At 69.2% G+C, this 15,661-nt stretch carries 18 protein-coding genes; 10 read left to right on the top strand and 8 right to left on the bottom strand.

Going from position 1 to position 15,661, the window contains the following annotated elements:
* Positions 1–19: 19 nt before the first annotated feature.
* From GIY23_RS19030 to gvpO, 6 genes are read right to left on the bottom strand one after another with little or no spacing between them, the layout of a single operon-like run.
* A complete protein-coding gene (locus GIY23_RS19030) occupies positions 20–1,237 on the bottom strand; it encodes an SRPBCC family protein (protein WP_228717388.1) in 1,218 nt (405 codons plus the stop codon).
* Positions 1,230–2,135, bottom strand: a complete 906-nt coding sequence (locus tag GIY23_RS19025; protein ID WP_187351939.1) for a hypothetical protein — start codon at positions 2,133–2,135, stop codon at positions 1,230–1,232. Before GIY23_RS19025 ends, GIY23_RS19030 begins: the two co-directional genes overlap by 8 nt.
* A gap of 20 nt (positions 2,136–2,155) precedes the next feature.
* Positions 2,156–2,392: a gas vesicle protein GvpG gene (locus GIY23_RS19020; RefSeq protein WP_154077909.1), complete on the bottom strand. Its 237-nt coding sequence runs from the start codon at positions 2,390–2,392 to the stop codon at positions 2,156–2,158.
* Between the two features lie 11 nt (positions 2,393–2,403).
* On the bottom strand, positions 2,404–3,159 hold the full coding sequence (locus tag GIY23_RS19015) for a GvpL/GvpF family gas vesicle protein (protein WP_154077908.1): 756 nt from the start codon (positions 3,157–3,159) through the stop codon (positions 2,404–2,406).
* Positions 3,156–3,572, bottom strand: coding sequence for a gas vesicle structural protein GvpA (locus GIY23_RS19010; RefSeq protein WP_154077907.1), 417 nt, complete (start codon positions 3,570–3,572; stop codon positions 3,156–3,158). Before GIY23_RS19010 ends, GIY23_RS19015 begins: the two co-directional genes overlap by 4 nt.
* A gap of 36 nt (positions 3,573–3,608) precedes the next feature.
* A complete protein-coding gene (gene gvpO, locus GIY23_RS19005) occupies positions 3,609–3,959 on the bottom strand; it encodes a gas vesicle protein GvpO (RefSeq protein WP_187351938.1) in 351 nt (116 codons plus the stop codon).
* 490 nt (positions 3,960–4,449) lie between these two features.
* Between gvpO and GIY23_RS19000 the strand changes: the two genes are divergently transcribed.
* From GIY23_RS19000 to GIY23_RS18970, 7 genes are all read left to right on the top strand, one after another.
* Positions 4,450–5,286, top strand: coding sequence for a biotin--[acetyl-CoA-carboxylase] ligase (locus tag GIY23_RS19000; RefSeq protein WP_154077905.1), 837 nt, complete (start codon positions 4,450–4,452; stop codon positions 5,284–5,286).
* Between the two features lie 342 nt (positions 5,287–5,628).
* Entirely contained in the window at positions 5,629–6,144 is a 516-nt protein-coding gene (locus GIY23_RS18995; RefSeq protein ID WP_154077904.1) for a PH domain-containing protein, read from the top strand.
* A 64-nt stretch (positions 6,145–6,208) separates the two neighbouring features.
* Positions 6,209–7,159, top strand: a complete 951-nt coding sequence (locus tag GIY23_RS18990; RefSeq protein ID WP_154077903.1) for a hydroxymethylglutaryl-CoA lyase — start codon at positions 6,209–6,211, stop codon at positions 7,157–7,159.
* A 149-nt stretch (positions 7,160–7,308) separates the two neighbouring features.
* Positions 7,309–7,776: a YbaB/EbfC family nucleoid-associated protein gene (locus GIY23_RS18985; protein ID WP_154077902.1), complete on the top strand. Its 468-nt coding sequence runs from the start codon at positions 7,309–7,311 to the stop codon at positions 7,774–7,776.
* A complete protein-coding gene (locus GIY23_RS18980; RefSeq protein WP_154077901.1) occupies positions 7,773–8,090 on the top strand; it encodes a hypothetical protein in 318 nt (105 codons plus the stop codon). The genes GIY23_RS18985 and GIY23_RS18980 overlap by 4 nt, the downstream gene beginning before the upstream one ends.
* Positions 8,091–8,092: 2 nt before the next feature.
* Complete coding sequence (locus GIY23_RS18975; RefSeq protein ID WP_154077900.1) at positions 8,093–10,240, top strand: glycohydrolase toxin TNT-related protein; 2,148 nt, start codon at positions 8,093–8,095, stop codon at positions 10,238–10,240.
* The gene (locus tag GIY23_RS18970) at positions 10,237–10,506 is read left to right on the top strand and encodes a hypothetical protein (protein ID WP_154077899.1); all 270 of its coding nucleotides are present in this window, start codon (positions 10,237–10,239) and stop codon (positions 10,504–10,506) included. The genes GIY23_RS18975 and GIY23_RS18970 overlap by 4 nt, the downstream gene beginning before the upstream one ends.
* Before the next feature lie 595 nt (positions 10,507–11,101).
* Here GIY23_RS18970 and hisN read toward each other — a convergent pair.
* The gene (gene hisN / locus GIY23_RS18965; RefSeq protein ID WP_154077898.1) at positions 11,102–11,884 is read right to left on the bottom strand and encodes a histidinol-phosphatase; all 783 of its coding nucleotides are present in this window, start codon (positions 11,882–11,884) and stop codon (positions 11,102–11,104) included.
* 351 nt (positions 11,885–12,235) lie between these two features.
* Between hisN and GIY23_RS18960 the strand changes: the two genes are divergently transcribed.
* Together GIY23_RS18960 and GIY23_RS18955 are read left to right on the top strand one after the other, a co-directional pair.
* On the top strand, positions 12,236–12,913 hold the full coding sequence (locus tag GIY23_RS18960; protein ID WP_154077897.1) for a response regulator transcription factor: 678 nt from the start codon (positions 12,236–12,238) through the stop codon (positions 12,911–12,913).
* Positions 12,914–12,916: 3 nt separating this feature from the next.
* Complete coding sequence (locus GIY23_RS18955) at positions 12,917–14,191, top strand: ATP-binding protein (protein ID WP_154077896.1); 1,275 nt, start codon at positions 12,917–12,919, stop codon at positions 14,189–14,191.
* Positions 14,192–14,300: 109 nt separating this feature from the next.
* Here the strand turns inward: GIY23_RS18955 and GIY23_RS18950 are convergent, their stop codons facing one another.
* The gene (locus GIY23_RS18950) at positions 14,301–14,798 is read right to left on the bottom strand and encodes a GtrA family protein (RefSeq protein ID WP_154077895.1); all 498 of its coding nucleotides are present in this window, start codon (positions 14,796–14,798) and stop codon (positions 14,301–14,303) included.
* Between the two features lie 101 nt (positions 14,799–14,899).
* Here GIY23_RS18950 and GIY23_RS18945 point away from each other — a divergent pair, with 101 nt between their 5' ends.
* The gene (locus tag GIY23_RS18945) at positions 14,900–15,556 is read left to right on the top strand and encodes a spermine/spermidine synthase domain-containing protein (protein ID WP_228717387.1); all 657 of its coding nucleotides are present in this window, start codon (positions 14,900–14,902) and stop codon (positions 15,554–15,556) included.
* Positions 15,557–15,661: the final 105 nt, after the last annotated feature.

Raw genomic sequence — 15,661 nt, 5'->3', positions numbered from 1 at the left:
CCGGGGTGTGGTGTCCGCGTCATGCCGGTGCCCTCGATCGACGGCGCGGACGACGCGGCGCACGGCGGGCCTCCGGCTCCTCCTCGGCCTCGTCCTCGTCGGGTTCGGCTTCGAGGTCCTCGTCGTCTTCGTCGGTCTCTGCGTCCTCGTCGTACTCGTCCTCGTCGCTGTGCTCGTAGTCTTCCTCGTCTTCCTCGAGGTCATCCTCTTCGTCGTGGTCGGCCTCGGAATCCTCCTCGGATTCGCCGTCTTCGTCGTAGTCGGCGTCCTCGTCGGCGAAGTCCTGGTCATCGCCGGCGTCCTGTTCCTCATCGGAGTCCTCGAACTCGTCGTCCGTGTCCTCGTCGGCGTGCTCGTCCGACTCCTGCTCTTCCTGCTCCGCTTGCACGGCGTCCTCGTGGGACTGCACGACCTCGCCGTCGCGGATGGTGCCGCGCCAGCCTTCGTCGGTCGGTTCGCCCTGCATCATGATGAAGCGGCGGTAGTGTTTGAGATCCAGACGCACACGTCGGCTCGCGGCCCACCACATGTTGGCGGTCTTCTCGAAGAAGCCGCTCGGGTAGTACTCGATCACGAGCAGCACCCGGGTGAGGTTCTCGCCGATCGGGTGGAACGTGACCACGCCCCGGATGGTCCCCTTGGCGCCCTCGGTGTTCCAGACGATCCGTTCGTCCGGGATCTGTTCGCTGACGGTCGCCTTCCAACTGCGCTTGGACTTGGCGACCTTGGCGTTCCAGTTGGTCGTGACCTCGTCCACGTGGTCCACACTGAGCACGCCGCGGGTGAAACCGCCGAACTCCTGGTAGTTGACCCACTGGTCGAAGGCGGTGCGTACCGGAACGCCGACGTCGACGTCCTCGACGATGTTGTTGAACTTGCCGCTGCTGGAGCCCTTGCCCTTGCTGCCGCCTCCGGTGAAAGCTTCCTTCACCTTGTCCTTGAGGCCCTTGCCCGCGACCTCCATCGCGGCACGAAGTGCGCTCTTGCCCTCCGCGAGCTTCTTGCCGCCCTGCCCGATCAAGCTGCCGAGCCCGTCGCCTTCGGCGGCCTCGGTGAGCTGCTGCGTGGTCTCGCCGAGTTTGTCGCCTGCCGCCGAGACCAGGTTCTGCGCCTTGGCGGTGACGTAGTTCTCGGCTTCCTGGAACAGGCGTTCCATCGCCGGATTACGGCCGACGGTCTCCCGCAGACTACTCAGCGGCCCGCCTTCCTTGTTGTCATCGCTTCCGGTGTCAGCCACGGTCCGACCTCCTGCTACTGCTCTTGCTCGCGGCGCGTCCGGTGCTCTTGGCCGCTGTGTCGCCGGCGCGGCCACCCGTCTTCCGGGCCGCACTCGACGCCGAACGAGCCGCACCCGATGCCTTCTTGGCCGCACCCGACGCCGACTTCGTCGTGTCCGATGCCTTCTTGGCCGCACCCGTTGCCGACTTCGTCGTGCCCGAAACCTTCTTCGTGGTGGCCGCAGTGCTTGTCGTGGTGCCTGTGCTCTTCTTCGCGGCGGCTGTGCTCTTCTTCGCGCTAGCCGGAGCCTTCTTCGCTGTGGTGGAGGCTTTCTTCGCGGCGCCGGACCCTGGAGTCCGTGCGGCCCCGGACTTCGCGGTCTTCGTGCCGGACTTCGCAGTGGCGCCGGCTGTGGCCTTGCCGCCGCCGGTGCGACGCGTCGCCGACGTCCGCGACTTCTGCGTGCTGGAGGGAGACCGACGGTCGCGACGTTCGCGAGGCCCGTCCTGCTCGTCCTCGGCGGCCTCACCGCTGTCCTGGTCCGAGGACTCGTCTCCGGAGTCCTCGTCCTCCTCGTCGTCGTCCTGCCGGGCGTCGACCACCTGGGCGGCGTCCTTGAGGCCTTGGGTCCGGGCGTGCAACCCGTCGGCGAGCCGGTTGGTCTGCGCGGCGATCAAGTTTCCGGCGGCGGTCTTGCCGACGGTGAGCACCTCGTTGGTGAGCTGGTCGCGCAGCGCACTGAACTGGGGTGACGACTGCAGCTCCTTGCCGAGCTGGGTCGCGAGCTGCTTCGGATCGAGATTGAGCTTCTTGCCGATGAGCCAGCTGCCCAAACCGATCGCCAGTTTTGCCTTGCGTCGGCGGCCCAGGACGTACCCGCCCACGACGGCCGCGCCGATCTTGGCTCCGTTGTTCATCTGCCCGGATCCCTTCTCGGTCAACCGGTGACCCCGGCGTCGAGTTCCTCGAGTCGGTCGAGGATCTCGTCCTCGCGTCGGTCGAATTCCTCCTCGTCGATCACACCGTCGTGCAGGTCTCGTTCGAGTCGGATGAGTTCGGCTCGCAACGTCTCGATCTGCTCGCGTTCCGCGGCCGTGAGGACCTGATCGACCGTCCACGCCACCCCGCGGACCGGGGCCAGCGGGAGCAGGATCAGTTCACTCAGCAGTCCCATGCCGCGCTCCTTCAGCCGGGCCGCGCGATCTCGGGCTCGGGTTGGTGGATCTCGGTGAAGCTGTACGGCGGCAACGGGCCCCGGACGCGCAGGTCGAGCAGCCAGTCCACCTGCTCGCGCAACGCCTCCACGGCCTCTTCGAAGTGCTGGATCTCCTCGGCGCCCACGAGGAACGAAGCGTTGAGGAAGGTCTCGCCCACCGGCGGGCCGATGTGTCGGCGGTCCGCCAGCCGACTCAAGTGCCCGATCAGCACGTCGGCGTCCTGCGCGGCCCGTTGCTCCACCGCGTTGGCGACCTTCTCGCCGAACGCGATGCGCTCCTCGTGGGAGCCGCCGCCGTCGGACTGGATGCGTTCGTGGTACGCGCGCAGGTCCGAGTCGTCGAGCAGCACCTGACGCAGCACTTCGTCCTCGTGGTGCGTAGCCTTGACGTTGATCTCGACCTGGCCGGTGAGCCGGGTGAGCAGATCGGTGTACTCCTCGCTGCGTCCGGAGACCTCCTCGACGACCGCGTCGTCGTCCTCGCCGACGACCCCGAACCGCATCGGCAGTGTCGCGCCCTGCGCGCACAGCTTCTCCAACACGTCCTCGTGTGCCAGCACGTCGCGCCGTTTGGCGCGCAAGCCTTCGGGTGCGTCGCTGACGATCGCCACGATGTCGCCGGCTACGAGCGTGCGCACCTGCGCGGGCGGCGCACCGACACCGGTGAGCCCGTCCACCCTCGCCGGGTGCGAGGTCGCGACCAGCCCGTACAGGTACGTACTCATTCGGATCCTTCCCGGCGGTTCCGGCTGCTGCGCTGCTTCTGCCGGTTCTCCGAGCTGCTCGGTTCCTTCGCTTCCTGGAACGCCTCGGTGAACGTCTCCTTGGCGCCGGTCAGTGCTCCCTTGGTCTTGTTCTTCGCGCCGCTCTCGACGCTGTCGCCGACCAGGTCGGGAAGCGTGGTGGCACTACTCGCCTGATTGAGGTCGAGCCGGTTCGCCGCCTCGGCGAAACGCAGGTAGGTATCCACGCTCGCGACGACGACCCGGGCGTCGATAGTGATCAACTCGATGCCGACGAGCGAGACGCGGACGAAGACGTCGATCACGAGACCACGATCGAGAATGAGATCGAGAATATCGTAGAGCTGGTTCTGAGAACCGCCTCGTCCGCCGGATTGCTGTACTGCCTGTGTCATGAAGAGACTCTCCTCGTTTCGGGGGTGATTCGCGGTTCAACGACCGATCTGTCCGCGTGCATAGCGGGCGAGACGTTCGTAACCGACGAGCTCGCCGTCGTTGTCGAGCTGAACCGAGTAGGTCCCGAGAATGCTCGTGGTGTCGGGGACCCGTGGTACTTCCACGACCTCGACGTTGAGCTGCCATCCCTCGTCGGTGGTGCGGAACGCCGAAATCGACTCGGTCTCCTTGCCCAGCAGTTCTTCGAGTTGGTGGCGTGCCTGCCGCACGATGGCGGTGCGCTTGGTCGTGCGGCCGGTACCGCCGGATTCCGTGTCGCGCTCCCGTGACCTCGTGGGTGTACGAGAACTCGCGGCGGAGCTCCGCCGCTTGGACTGCTCCGTCATGATCGTGCGCATCTCCAGGACTGCGTTGTCGTGTGCGACCGGCAGTGCGTCTTCATCCGCGAGAGCTACCCTGTGAGATCGACGGGTAAACCGATCATCGACAAGAAGATGAACTCGTTCGTCCAGTGCCGGAAGATTTCCTGATAACTGGCCCGTGTGGGTGGTGCGGCGTGCAATTGGTGAGGTGATCGATCCGCCGCTCGGTCATTTTTGATCTGTTGCGCGAGAACGGAGCGAGTGGCCCGGAAAGAGGCCCTGTGGCGCTCACTCACGCGACGGTACGCGTTCGTGTCGGACGGACCGTTTCTTGATCTGTGATGCAGAACTCCGAGTGAACCGGGGTTCGGCGATTCACCGGCAGGCTGCTGTCTCAACCCGCGCCACGGCGACCTTACCGACGCTCGCAAGGATCGTCATGGTCGCTCGCGCGCGAGAGGGTGCTCAGAGGGAGCGCGGATTGGTGTGCGTTGGGCGCCGTAGTGTCAGCGGCATGACGAGACCGGTCCCCCTCGATGCCGACGTCCTGCGCAAGCGCCTGGTGAACGACGGCCCCTATTCCGCGCTGAACGTGGTGACCGTCACAGGCTCGACGAACACCGACCTCGTCGCGGCCGCGACGGCCGGTGAACCCGACCGCACCGTCCTCATCGCCGAGGAGCAGCAGGCGGGGCGCGGGCGGATGCAGCGGACGTGGGTCTCGCCGCGCTCTTACGGCCTTCACGTGAGCGTTCTGCTGCGGCCCGTGGTGGTCGCACAGTCCGCGCTGTCGTGGATACCGCTGCTCGCGGGGGTGGCGTTGGCAGAGACGGTCCGTGAGACGACCAACATCGAGGCCACGCTGAAATGGCCGAACGACCTGCTGCTCGGCCCCGGTCGACGCAAGTCCGCCGGGATCCTCGCCGAGGGCGTCACCACCCTCGACGGGATGGCGGTCGTGCTCGGGGTCGGGGTGAACGTGCACCACTCGACGGACGACCTGCCCTCCGGGGCGGGCGGCCTGCCCGCGACCTCGCTCGCGGCGGAAGGGGCGAGCGCCGTCGACCGGCAAGAGTTCGCTATCCGGCTGCTGCACGCGTTCGCCGAGGTCGAGGACCAGTGGCGGTCGGACGCCGGTGCTGTCGCGGAGACCGGTGTCCTGGACCGCTACCGAGCGCTGTGCGTGACGCTGGACCAGGACGTCCGTGTCGAACTCGGGGGTGCGGAGTCGCTGCGCGGGGTCGCAAAGGACGTCGACGAGCAGGGGCGGCTCGTGGTGCGTGGCCTCGACGGTGTCCGCACCGCGATCTCGGCAGGCGACGTGGTCCACCTTCGCCCCGACGACCGCTGAGCGAGGCGAACGGCACTCTCGCCCCGTCTCGCGAGGCGAACGTGCCGTTCGCCCCGTCGGGCTGGTGCGGTTCCGTGTGGGTCGAGAGTGCCGTTCGCCTCGTGTTGTGGGGCGAGAGTGCCGTTCGCCTCGTCTCGCGAGGCGAGAGTGCCGTTCGCGCCGGGTCGGTGCGGTGTCGTATGGAGCGAGAGTGCCGTTCGCCTCGTGTTGTGGGGCGAGGGTGCCGTTCGCCTCGTGTTGTGGGGCGAGAGTGCCGTTCGCGCCGTTGCTGTGGGACGAGTGTTCGCCGTGCGGCGTGGCCGGTACCGTGATCGGCATCGGTGCCCGGTGAGGAGGGGATCCGTGGCCTATCCCGAGGACCTGCTCGGTGAGGACGAGTACGTCGTCGTGCACAAGCACCCGCACTGGAAGATGCTGGTCGTTCCGGTGCTGGTGTTCCTCGTCGTGGTGGGCGGCGGGGCGTATCTCGCCGCGCTCGTCGCGCCGCTGTCCTGGCATCTGCCCGCGTGGATCGCGATCGGGGTGCTCGGCCTGATTCTCGCGGTGTGGTTGACGCTGGCGCCACTGCTGCGCTGGAAGACCACGCACTTCGTGGTGACCACGCAACGGCTGATGGTCCGCGAGGGCGTGTTCACCCGCTCGGGCGTGGACATCCCGATGCAGCGCATCAACAGCGTCCGGTTCCGGCACGGCGTCGTGGACCGGATGCTGGGCTGCGGAACGCTCATCGTGGAGTCCGCCGCCGACGAGCCGCTCGAGTTCGACGACATCCCGCACGTGGAGCACGTGCACACGCTGTTGTACCGGGAGGTCAACGGCGACTACCGCGACGACTGGGATCACGAGGAGTACCGATGACGGTCCCTGCGTGGTACCGAGCACGGAACCGCACCAGCGCGGGTCGAGCGAACCGGGAGTGCCGATGAACACGCGTGAGCTGGGGTTGCCGATGCCGGTGGCGTCGCCGCGTCCGGCGGAGTTGCCGAGTGCGGTGACGATCTGGGAGGTCGGTCCGCGGGACGGTCTGCAGAACGAGTCCGAGGTCGTGCCCCCGGCGGTGAAGCTGGACTTCCTCACCCGGCTCGCCGAGGCAGGGCTCACGGTCGTGGAGACGACGAGCTTCGTGCATCCGAAGTGGGTTCCGCAGCTCGCCGACGCCGCCGAGGTGATCGACGGGCTCACTCCGAGAGAGGGCGTGCGGTACCCGGTGTTGGTGCCCAACGAGCGCGGCCTGGATCGGGCGATCGAGTCGGGAGTCCGGGACGTCGCGATCTTCGCGGCGGCCACGGAGTCGTTCACCCGCAAGAACTTGAACCGCTCCCTCGACGAACAGTTCGGCATGTTCGACCCGGTGGTCTCGCGTGCGACAGCCGAAGGCATGGACGTACGCGGCTACGTGTCGATGGTCTTCGGCGACCCGTGGGAGGGCGCGGTCCCGATCGAACAGGTGGTCTCGGTCGGCAAGCGGCTGCTGGGCATGGGCTGTTCGCAGTTGTCCTTGGGCGACACGATCGGCTCGGCCACTCCAGGCCACGTGGAGGCGGTGATCGGCGCTTTCGTCGCTGAGGGCGTGGGGGTCGACCGGCTGGCGGTGCATTTTCACGACACCTACGGCCAGGCGCTGGCGAACACCTACGCGGCGCTTCGTCTCGGGGTGTCGACGGTCGATTCCTCCGCTGGTGGCCTCGGCGGCTGCCCGTACGCGAAGTCGGCGACCGGCAATCTCGCGACCGAGGACCTGGTGTGGATGCTCGACGGGCTCGGCATCGAGCACGGGGTGGACCTCGCGGCCCTGGTCGACACGAGCGTGTGGATGGCGGGCCAACTGGGGCGTCCCAGCCCGTCCGCGGTGGTCAAGGCGCTCGCCGGCTGAGCCGGAGCCGGGCCGCGAGTGCGTCTCGGGCACGTGGAACCATCGGCCCGGCGGCTGCGTCCCATCGTCGGAGGCATGCCTGCGACCGGCGGCAGCTCGCCGGTGTCGGGGTCGGGCAGTGACGAACATCCCGGGAGAGGGGAACGGCCATGCCTGCCGATCATGGTGCCCAGGTCGAGGAACTGCTCGCGGAGTACCGGCGCGGGCGCGAGCGGCTTCGGTCGGTGCAGGAGGAGTTGGCGACGCTCACCGAGACGGTGCGCAGCGAGGACGGAACCGTGACGGTGACCGTGGGTGCCCAGGGCGCGTTGCGGGACCTGGTGCTCTCCGAGTCGGCGTATCAGCGTTACCGGCCGGATCAGTTGGCTGCGGTGGTGACGCGCCTGTCGGCGCAGGCCGCGCACGCCGTGGCGGAGCGTGCGCACGAATTGCTCCAGCCGGTGTTGCCTTCGGGCACGGACCCGGCCTCGGTGTGGGAGGGCCGCGCGGACCTCGATCCGATTGCTGTCGCGAACGATGCTCCGAAGTCCCGTATCGAACCGGCGTGCGACGACGACGATGAGGACGAAGGCAGCGGCAGCTGGCTCGAGGACGGCAGGGACGGGGGCAGAAGGTGAACGGGTTCCGCACGGATCTGGACGGGCTCACGCGCAGCGCCGGTGAGTTGCACGACCTCGCGGGGCAGGCGGACCGCATCGCCGAGCAGCTGCGTCGGGCGCAGGAAGCCGGTGCCGGCTGTTGGGGTGCGGACGAGGTCGGGCAACGGTTCGCCGCCAAGCACGAGCCCCGAGCACAGGAGGCCGCGGACGCCGTCGGCGGGATCGCGGGCAGCCTGCGGGGGCTCGGCGGGAAGTTCGCGGAGTCGGCGGCGACGTCCCGGGCGGCCGACGACGCCGGTGCCGCCGAGCTCGGCCGTTCCGGGCAGGTGTGAGCATGGGGATCGAACTTCCTCCGGAACTGCGTGACGTCGCCGCGAAGGTCGGGCTGCAGTGGCCGGAGGCCGACGAGGACGCGATGCGTGAGTCCGCGGGGGCCTGGCGGGAGGCGGCCACGTCGATCGACTCGCTGTCGTCGTCGGCCGACGGTGTCGCCCAGGGCGCGCTGGCGTCCTTGCAGGGCGAGTCCGGTGACGCGGCGGGGCGCGAATGGAACGGCATGGTCGGCGAGGACGGGCCGCTGCGGTCCTCGGTGAAGGCGTGCACGGCCTCGGCCGACCGGCTGGACCACGCCGCCGAGCAGATCGGTGCGGCGAAGGTGCAGATGGTGCGTCAGCTGGTCGACGCGGCCAAACAGGTCGACGCGGCGGAGCAGGCGGCGGGCTCGGGGAACGCACAGGCACTCGCCGGGCTCGACACCGTGTTGCGCGGTGCGTCCGTGGGTGTGTCGGAGACCCACGCCACGTTGTCGTCGGCGGTGGATGCCGACAGCGGTGTGACGATGGACTCCGGTTCGGCACCCGGGTTGCTGGGCTCGGTCGAGAACACCGTCAGCGGCGTGGCGGGGAGCGCCGGTGACGCCGTGAGCGACGTGGCCGGTGGCGCGAGCGGTCTCGCTGCCGACACGGGTGAGGCCGTCGTCGGCATCGGTCAGTCCGTCGGCGAGGCCGGGGGGACGGCTGCGGACGTGGGAACGGGTCTCACCGAAGGCGTTCCCGGACACGGTGTTGCGGGCGCTGTCGGTGATGGTGCAGCGACGGTGGGGGGTGCTCTCGGGGCTGTGAACGAGCCCGTGGCAGAGCAGGCGCAGCATGCGGCAGGTGCAACGGAGTCCACAATGGATCGGCTGAATCCGGGGCCGGTCGGCGGCCCGGAAGTCGGCCCTCCGGCAGGCGGCCCGCCCGGGTTCAGCGAGAACACCGGCCCGATCCCGGTGGGTCCGTCGGTGACGCCAGGCTGGGGCGGCGGTGCGGAGTCCACAGGGCCGGTGTCGCTCTCTCCGAGTGACCCGGTGACCTCGCCGCAGGGCGTGCAGTCGGCTTGGGCGGCTCCGCCTGCTTCGGCGGCCGCAGCCGTGCCGAATGCTCCGATGCCGCCGCAGGCTCCACCGATGGCACAGCCTCCACCGCAGGCCGGCGGGTTCCAGCACGGCGGCGTGGCGCCGCCGCCCGCCGGGGGACAGCAACCCGGCGGCGTGGCGGCTCAGCCTCCCCCGCGGCCTGCGGTGCCCTACCGTCCCCAGCAACCCGGGTTCGGCGTGGTCCCGCAGCCTCCGCCGCAGCAGCCCGCGCCCCAGGTGCAGCAGCCACCGCGAGCGGCTGCTCGGCCTCCGGGAGCCGCAGTGCAGCCGCCGATGCCGCATGCGAGTGCGCAGCAGGCGGACGTGCCGCGTCCGCCGCGCACGCCCGCGCGGAGCGAGTCGGTGGTGGCGTTCGTGCTCAACCAGTTCCCGCTCGGGCACATGCCGCTCGCGGCACCACGCCCGAGCAGGCAGTTGCCGCCGCCTGCCGAAGAGCAGGAACCCGTCGGCGGAGTGTGTTTTCCGCCGCAGGACCACCCACGCTCGTCCCTTGTGGATGGTTCCGACGCGGCGGTCCGGGCGCGATCCGGCGCCGCACCGCTCGCGGACGGCGAGGCACGCGAGGTGCCCGCCGAGCTGCTGGAAAACCACGACCCGCTGGGCGAGCTCGCCGAAGTCGAGTGGGAGCGCCGGTTCCTCGTCGAGGACTCGCGCGACTACGTGTGGCGAGCGTCGGCGCGGTTCCCGGAGGGCTGTGTGGAGTCCGGCGAGCCGATCGTGCTCGACCCGGACACGGTGCTCGACCGCTTCGGCACCGGTGCGGGACGGGTCTTCGCCGTCGATGGGACCGCGGTCGCTCAGCGGTCGCTCCCGCCCGCGCACGTCGAGCGCGGGTACCGCCGGTACCGGGTGTTGCGTCCGCTGCCGGTGTGGCGGGCGGTGTCCGCCTCGTGGTTCGCGCAGCCCGGCGGCGGGGTGCGCTACCGGGCCACGTACTCGGCGGCGGAACTGGTGGCATTCGGCTTCCTGCTCGAACTCACGCGCGAAGTGGAGGCGTCCGAGGCGGGGACGGTCCGGATCGCCGTGGAGAATCTCGAGGCGTCGCAGCACAAGGAGGGCGTGTGAACACCGAATCCGTTCTCGGCTGGCTCGAGGCGATGGGCGTTCCGGCCGAGATCGTGTCGCTCGGGCGGGAAGCCGACGATCGCTGGTGCCTGCTCAGGGACGAGGTGGAGGGCGAGCCCGCGTGGGAGGTGTTCTGGCGCGAGCAGGGCAACCGCTACGACTGGGCGCGGTTCTCCGACGAGCAGGTCGCCTGCTTCTACCTCTTCGGGCGCCTGACGTGGACTCAAGCACTCCGCGGCGCCCTCGCCCCGAAGACACCCGGCTGAGGCACGCATGCGGGCGTACCGGTTCGGCGTGTCGGATGGGGCGAACGGCACTTTCGCCTCGTGAGACGGGGTGAAAGTGCCGTTCGCCTCGAGTGGGTGGGTAATGCGCTTACCCGAGTGGGTCGGTGTCGGATGGGGCGAACGGCACTTTCGCCTCGTGAGACGGGGTGAAAGTGCCGTTCGCCTCGAGTGGGTGGGTAATGCGCTTACCCGAGTGGGTCGGTGTCGGATGGGTCGAACGGCACTTTCGCCTCGTGAGACGGGGTGAGAGTGCCGTTCGCCTCGAGTGGGTGGGTAATGCGCTTACCCGAGTGGGTCGGTGTCGGATGGGTCGAACGGCACTTTCGCCTCGTGAGACGGGGTGAGAGTGCCGTTCGCCTCGAGTGGGTGGGTAATGCGCTTACCCGAGTGGGTCGGTGTCGGATGGGGTGAACGGCACTTTCGCCTCGTGAGACGGGGTGAGAGTGCCGTTCGCCTCGGTGGGTGGGTAATGCGCTTACCCGAGTGGGTCGGTGTCGGATGGGGTGAACGGCACTTTCGCCTCGTGAGACGGGGTGAGAGTGCCGTTCGCCTCGAGTCCATTGCGGACGGAAGGTCAGCGCAGGAGGTCGAGGGCGGTGTCGTGCAGCGCTCCGTTGGTGGACAGTGCGTTGCCGCCGTCGAACCGAGCCTGCCCGGACAGGTCGGTGAACCGCCCGCCGGCTTCGGTGACGAGGACCTGCACGGCCGCGACGTCCCACGGATTGACGATCGCTTCGGCCGCGATGTCGATGGAGCCCTCCGCGACGAGGCAGTGTGACCAGAAGTCGCCGAACGCCCGGTTCTCCCAACAGGCGTCGACGAGCCGCAGGTAGGACTCACGGCTGTGGTGTTCGGACCACGTGCCGAGGTGTGTGGTCGACAGGTACGCGTCGCCGATGTCGTGGACCGCCGAGACCTCGATGCGTTCCGCCGGGCCGCCATGGGTGCTGCGCCACGCACCGGAGTCGACACTCGCCCACCAGCGACGACCGAGCGCGGGAGCACTGACGACGCCGACGACGGGCTGACCGGAGTCGACCAGTGCGACGAGCGTGGCCCACGCGGGCACGCCGCGAAGGAAGTTCTTGGTGCCGTCGATCGGGTCGAGAACCCAGGTACGTCCCGCTCCGGTGGTGCCGCCGCGTTCCTCACCCGCGACGGTGTCGCCGGGACGACGCTGGCGGAGGATGTCGCGGACGGCGTCCTCGACGGCGAGGTCGGCGTCGGTCACGGGGCTGCGGTCGGGCTTGGCGTCGACGGTGAGGTCGCGTGCTCGGAACCGTTGCGTCGTGATGCCGTCGGCGACGTCCGCGAGTTGCAGCGCGAGGTCCCGGTCGGAGTGCAGGTCGATGCTCACGCCCGAAACCTTAGAGCCTGTCTGTGCTCTTGTTCTGATGCCCGTCGGGGCATGGTCTTGCGTGCTCAGCCCGAGCACGGTGAGAAGCTCCGGTGTTCCAGGTTGTCGCTCGCAAGGCCGGTGCCGCCGCTGTGTACGTGCTGGTACTCGAGGCGACCCCAACGCCGCGAGCGGCAAGCTGGGACGCCGGTAGGTGACCACCACCGCAGACCACAGACAGCTTCTGAGAATTCTAGTCAGAAGGTCTGACGCAGTGGTCGGGTGGCGGAACCTCACCTCGACCGTCCTCTTCGCGGCGTGAACCGACGGTGACCGGGATGCACCGGACACGCGACCTCTACGCTGGGGGACGTGAGCGTGGTGCTGTTGGCCGAGGACGACCCGGCGATCGCGATGCCGCTGTCCCGGGCCCTGCAACGCGAGGGTTACTCCGTGCAGGTGATCGAGGACGGAACGCAAGCGCTGCACGCGGCGTCCGACGGTGGCGTGGACCTCCTCGTGCTCGACCTCGGGCTGCCCCACATGGACGGACTCGAGATCTGCCGCAGGCTCCGTGCCCAGGGGCGTGGCCTGCCGGTGCTGATGCTCACCGCCCGCACCGACGAGGTCGACTTCGTCGTGGGTCTCGATGCGGGCGCCGACGACTACGTCGCCAAACCGTTCCGGCTGGCCGAGCTGATGGCCCGCATCCGCGCCCTGCTGCGCCGCAACGCACCCGAGAACCTCGAGATCGGCGGTGTCCGGCTCGAACTGACGGCCCGCCGCGTGATCGTCGACGAGCACGAGGTCCAGCTCGCCAACAAGGAGTTCGAGCTGTTGCGGGTGCTCATGCAACACGCGGGCGAGGTCGTGACCCGCGAGGACATCCTCGAGGAGGTCTGGCCGGAGCCCGGGCGCAAAGGCAGCAAGACCCTCGACATGCACATCTCGTGGCTGCGCCGCAAGCTCAGCGACAGCAACGGTTCCCGCCTGGACGAGCAGCGCATCGCCACCGTCCGCGGTGTCGGCTTCCGGTTCAACACGGACTGACCCGTGCGCCGGCGCATCCTGCAAGCGACGCTGCTCGTGGTGGCCGTCACGGCTGTGGTCCTCGGTCTGCCACTCGGGTTCAGCGCGCTCACCCTCGTCGAGGACATCACCCGCGGAGACCTCTCCACCCGCGCTCAGCAGATCGCCACCCGCCTCGACGAACAGGTCGCCACCAACCAGCCGCTCGACCTCACCGCGGTGCGAGTGGCGGTCCCTGCCGGGGCTCGGCTGATCGTGCGTACCCAGCAGGAAACGCGCAGCTTCGGCGCGGACCCGGGGGAATCGCCGCTCGTGGAGACCGTGTCGATGGTGCATTCCGGCAGCGTCACGTTGGCCGCTCCGAGCTCTCCCGTCCGCACACAGCAGGTGCAGGTCGGGGGTGCTGTGGTGCTGCTGGTGGTGCTGTCGGGGGCCACCGGCATGGTCGTGGCCGGTGTCACGGCGCGTCGGCTCGCGGACCCGCTGCGGCACGTCGCCGCCCGCGCCGCCCGGCTCGGTGCGGGTGACTTCCGTCCCGATCAACGTCGCCACCAGGTGCCCGAGCTCGACCGTGTCTCCGACGCCCTCGACGCCTCCGGTGCCGCGCTCTCGCACCTCGTGCAACGCGAACGGGAACTCGTCGGCGACGTCTCCCACCAGCTGCGCAGCAGGCTCACCGCGCTGCATCTGCGGCTCGACGCGCTCGCGACCACCGACGACCCGGAGATGTCCGAGGAGGCCTCCGCCGCGCTCGAACAGGCCGAGCGGCTCTCGTCGGTGCTCGACGAACTCCTCGCCGCTGCCACCGCGGCCCGCGCCCAGCACTCCGAGCCGCTCGACGTCACCGCCGAGCTCACCTCGGTCGGCGACGAATGGCGTGATGTCGTCCGCGCCGAAGGTCGCTCGCTGCGCCTGCGCGTCCCGGAGGGACTGCTGGCCCGCGCCACGCCCACTCGGCTGCGGGAAGCGATCGGTGTGCTGCTCGACAACGCGGTGCGGCACGGTGAAGGCCCCATCGTCCTCACGGCCCGGCACGGCGCGGGCACCGTCGTCGTCGACGTCTCCGACAGCGGCTCCGGTGTGCCCGACCCGCTGGTTCCCTACGTCTTCGAGCGCGGGTTCTCGGCGGGCGGCTCGACGGGTGTCGGGCTCGCGCTGGCGCGAGCGCTCGTGGAGGCCGACGGTGGGCGTCTCGAGCTCAGCTCCGCGCGGCCCGCGCTGTTCGAGGTGTACCTGCGGGAAGCGCGCGCCGACGACGTGCTCGGCGTCCCGTGGAAGATCGACCCGACACCCCGGTGAGGGGCAGGGGCCGTCGCGTTGCGGGTCTGCTGTCGGCTCCGCAGATCAGCCGGCCGCGAGATGAGGTTTCCTGCTACCGGAGCACCCACGCAAGTTCCACAATGCGCTCTCAGTGCTTCGGGTTCAGCTCGTCCGGGAACACCCATCGTCGGAACGCCCACCATCGGAACGCCATGCCCACGAGCAGGCCGATGATCTGACCCGCGGTGAAGTCCGCGATCTCTTCGACCAGGCGTGAGGTGAACGGCTCCTGAAGGTCGAACACGTACCGGGAGATCCACAGTGGAGCCGCGTACAGCCCGACCCCGATGCCGCTGAACAAGAAGTACAGCGACGCCTCGTGATGCCGTTCCCTGCCACCGCGTTCCTTGAACGACCATTCGCGGTTGAGTACGTACGAGACGACCGTGGCCACCAGTACGGCGATGACCTTCGCCGTCACTGGCTTCGGCGCCAGCACCGTCAGCTTCAGCACGTAGAAGATCGCCGTGTCGATGAAGAACGTCGTCGCCCCGACCACGCCGAATTTGATCAATTCGCGGTGTCGCAGCGCGACGTTCCGGTAGGCGCGAGGAACGTGCATGAGCACTTGGTCGACCACGGACACGGCCCCGAGTTTACGGAGTTCCCCGGGGCGGAACTCGCCGGTCGGGTGTACCCGCCGCACGGGTGTTTGATAATCGCGGGGAGCGAGAAGGAGAGACGCCTGTGGATCGGACGAGCGAACGGGTGGCCGCCGAGTCGGAACGCGGCGAGGTGGTGCTGTTCCGGCGTGAGCGCGACGGCGCGCTGGAACTCAGGGTCAACGGGGTGTTCGTGATGGACACGGTGCACACCGGCACCGAGCGGCTGCTCGCGACCGCCACGCTCGCCGAGACCGGAGGCGGCCGGGTGCTCATCGGAGGGCTCGGGCTCGGGTTCACCCTCGCCGAGGTCCTCGCGGACGCACGAGTCGCGACGGTCCACGTCGTCGAACTCGAACCCGCCGTCGTGGAGTGGAACCGGCAGGGGCTGGTCCCCGCGACGGAGACCGCGCTGCACGACCCGCGCGTGCGAGTCGTCGTCGGGGACCTGGTCGACGTGCTCGGCGAGGTCGAGCAGGTGGACGTGATCCTGCTCGACGTGGACAACGGGCCCGGATATCTCGTGCACGACACGAACGCGGCGGTCTACCGGGACGGCTTTCTCGGTGCTTGCCGGGACCAGCTCGCACCGGGCGGCTCCCTGGCCGTCTGGTCGGCCTCGGCCTCCCCGGAGCTGGCAGCCGCCCTGCGCCGCGTGTTCGGCGATCACAGGGAGATCGTCCTGCCGGTCGTCCTCGACACCACCGAGACGACGTTCCACCTGTACCTCGCCCGTCGCTGAGCAGCCGCCCCAGCCCGGCTCCGAACTCAGCGCTGAGGCTAGGGGAGCGGGCGGTCGAGGGGCACTCGGCCAATACTGCAGGAACTCGGCACTCCTCCGTGGCCC

The organism is Allosaccharopolyspora coralli (assembly GCF_009664835.1).
Classification (GTDB): domain Bacteria; phylum Actinomycetota; class Actinomycetes; order Mycobacteriales; family Pseudonocardiaceae; genus Allosaccharopolyspora; species Allosaccharopolyspora coralli.
Note: the sequence above shows the minus strand (reverse complement) of the source record. Positions and strands in the feature narration are given on the sequence as shown.

What these genes read in the sequence shown, in the direction of transcription:
- GIY23_RS19025 (WP_187351939.1), bottom strand. Translation starts at nt 2,135, where the DNA reads ATGAACAACGGAGCCAAGATCGGCGCGGCCGTCGTGGGCGGGTACGTC.
- GIY23_RS19020 (WP_154077909.1), bottom strand. Translation starts at nt 2,392, where the DNA reads ATGGGACTGCTGAGTGAACTGATCCTGCTCCCGCTGGCCCCGGTCCGC.
- GIY23_RS19015 (WP_154077908.1), bottom strand. Translation starts at nt 3,159, where the DNA reads ATGAGTACGTACCTGTACGGGCTGGTCGCGACCTCGCACCCGGCGAGG.
- GIY23_RS19010 (WP_154077907.1), bottom strand. Translation starts at nt 3,572, where the DNA reads ATGACACAGGCAGTACAGCAATCCGGCGGACGAGGCGGTTCTCAGAAC.
- gvpO (WP_187351938.1), bottom strand. Translation starts at nt 3,959, where the DNA reads ATGACGGAGCAGTCCAAGCGGCGGAGCTCCGCCGCGAGTTCTCGTACA.
- GIY23_RS19000 (WP_154077905.1), top strand. Translation starts at nt 4,450, where the DNA reads ATGACGAGACCGGTCCCCCTCGATGCCGACGTCCTGCGCAAGCGCCTG.
- GIY23_RS18990 (WP_154077903.1), top strand. Translation starts at nt 6,209, where the DNA reads ATGAACACGCGTGAGCTGGGGTTGCCGATGCCGGTGGCGTCGCCGCGT.
- GIY23_RS18985 (WP_154077902.1), top strand. Translation starts at nt 7,309, where the DNA reads ATGCCTGCCGATCATGGTGCCCAGGTCGAGGAACTGCTCGCGGAGTAC.
- GIY23_RS18975 (WP_154077900.1), top strand. Translation starts at nt 8,093, where the DNA reads ATGGGGATCGAACTTCCTCCGGAACTGCGTGACGTCGCCGCGAAGGTC.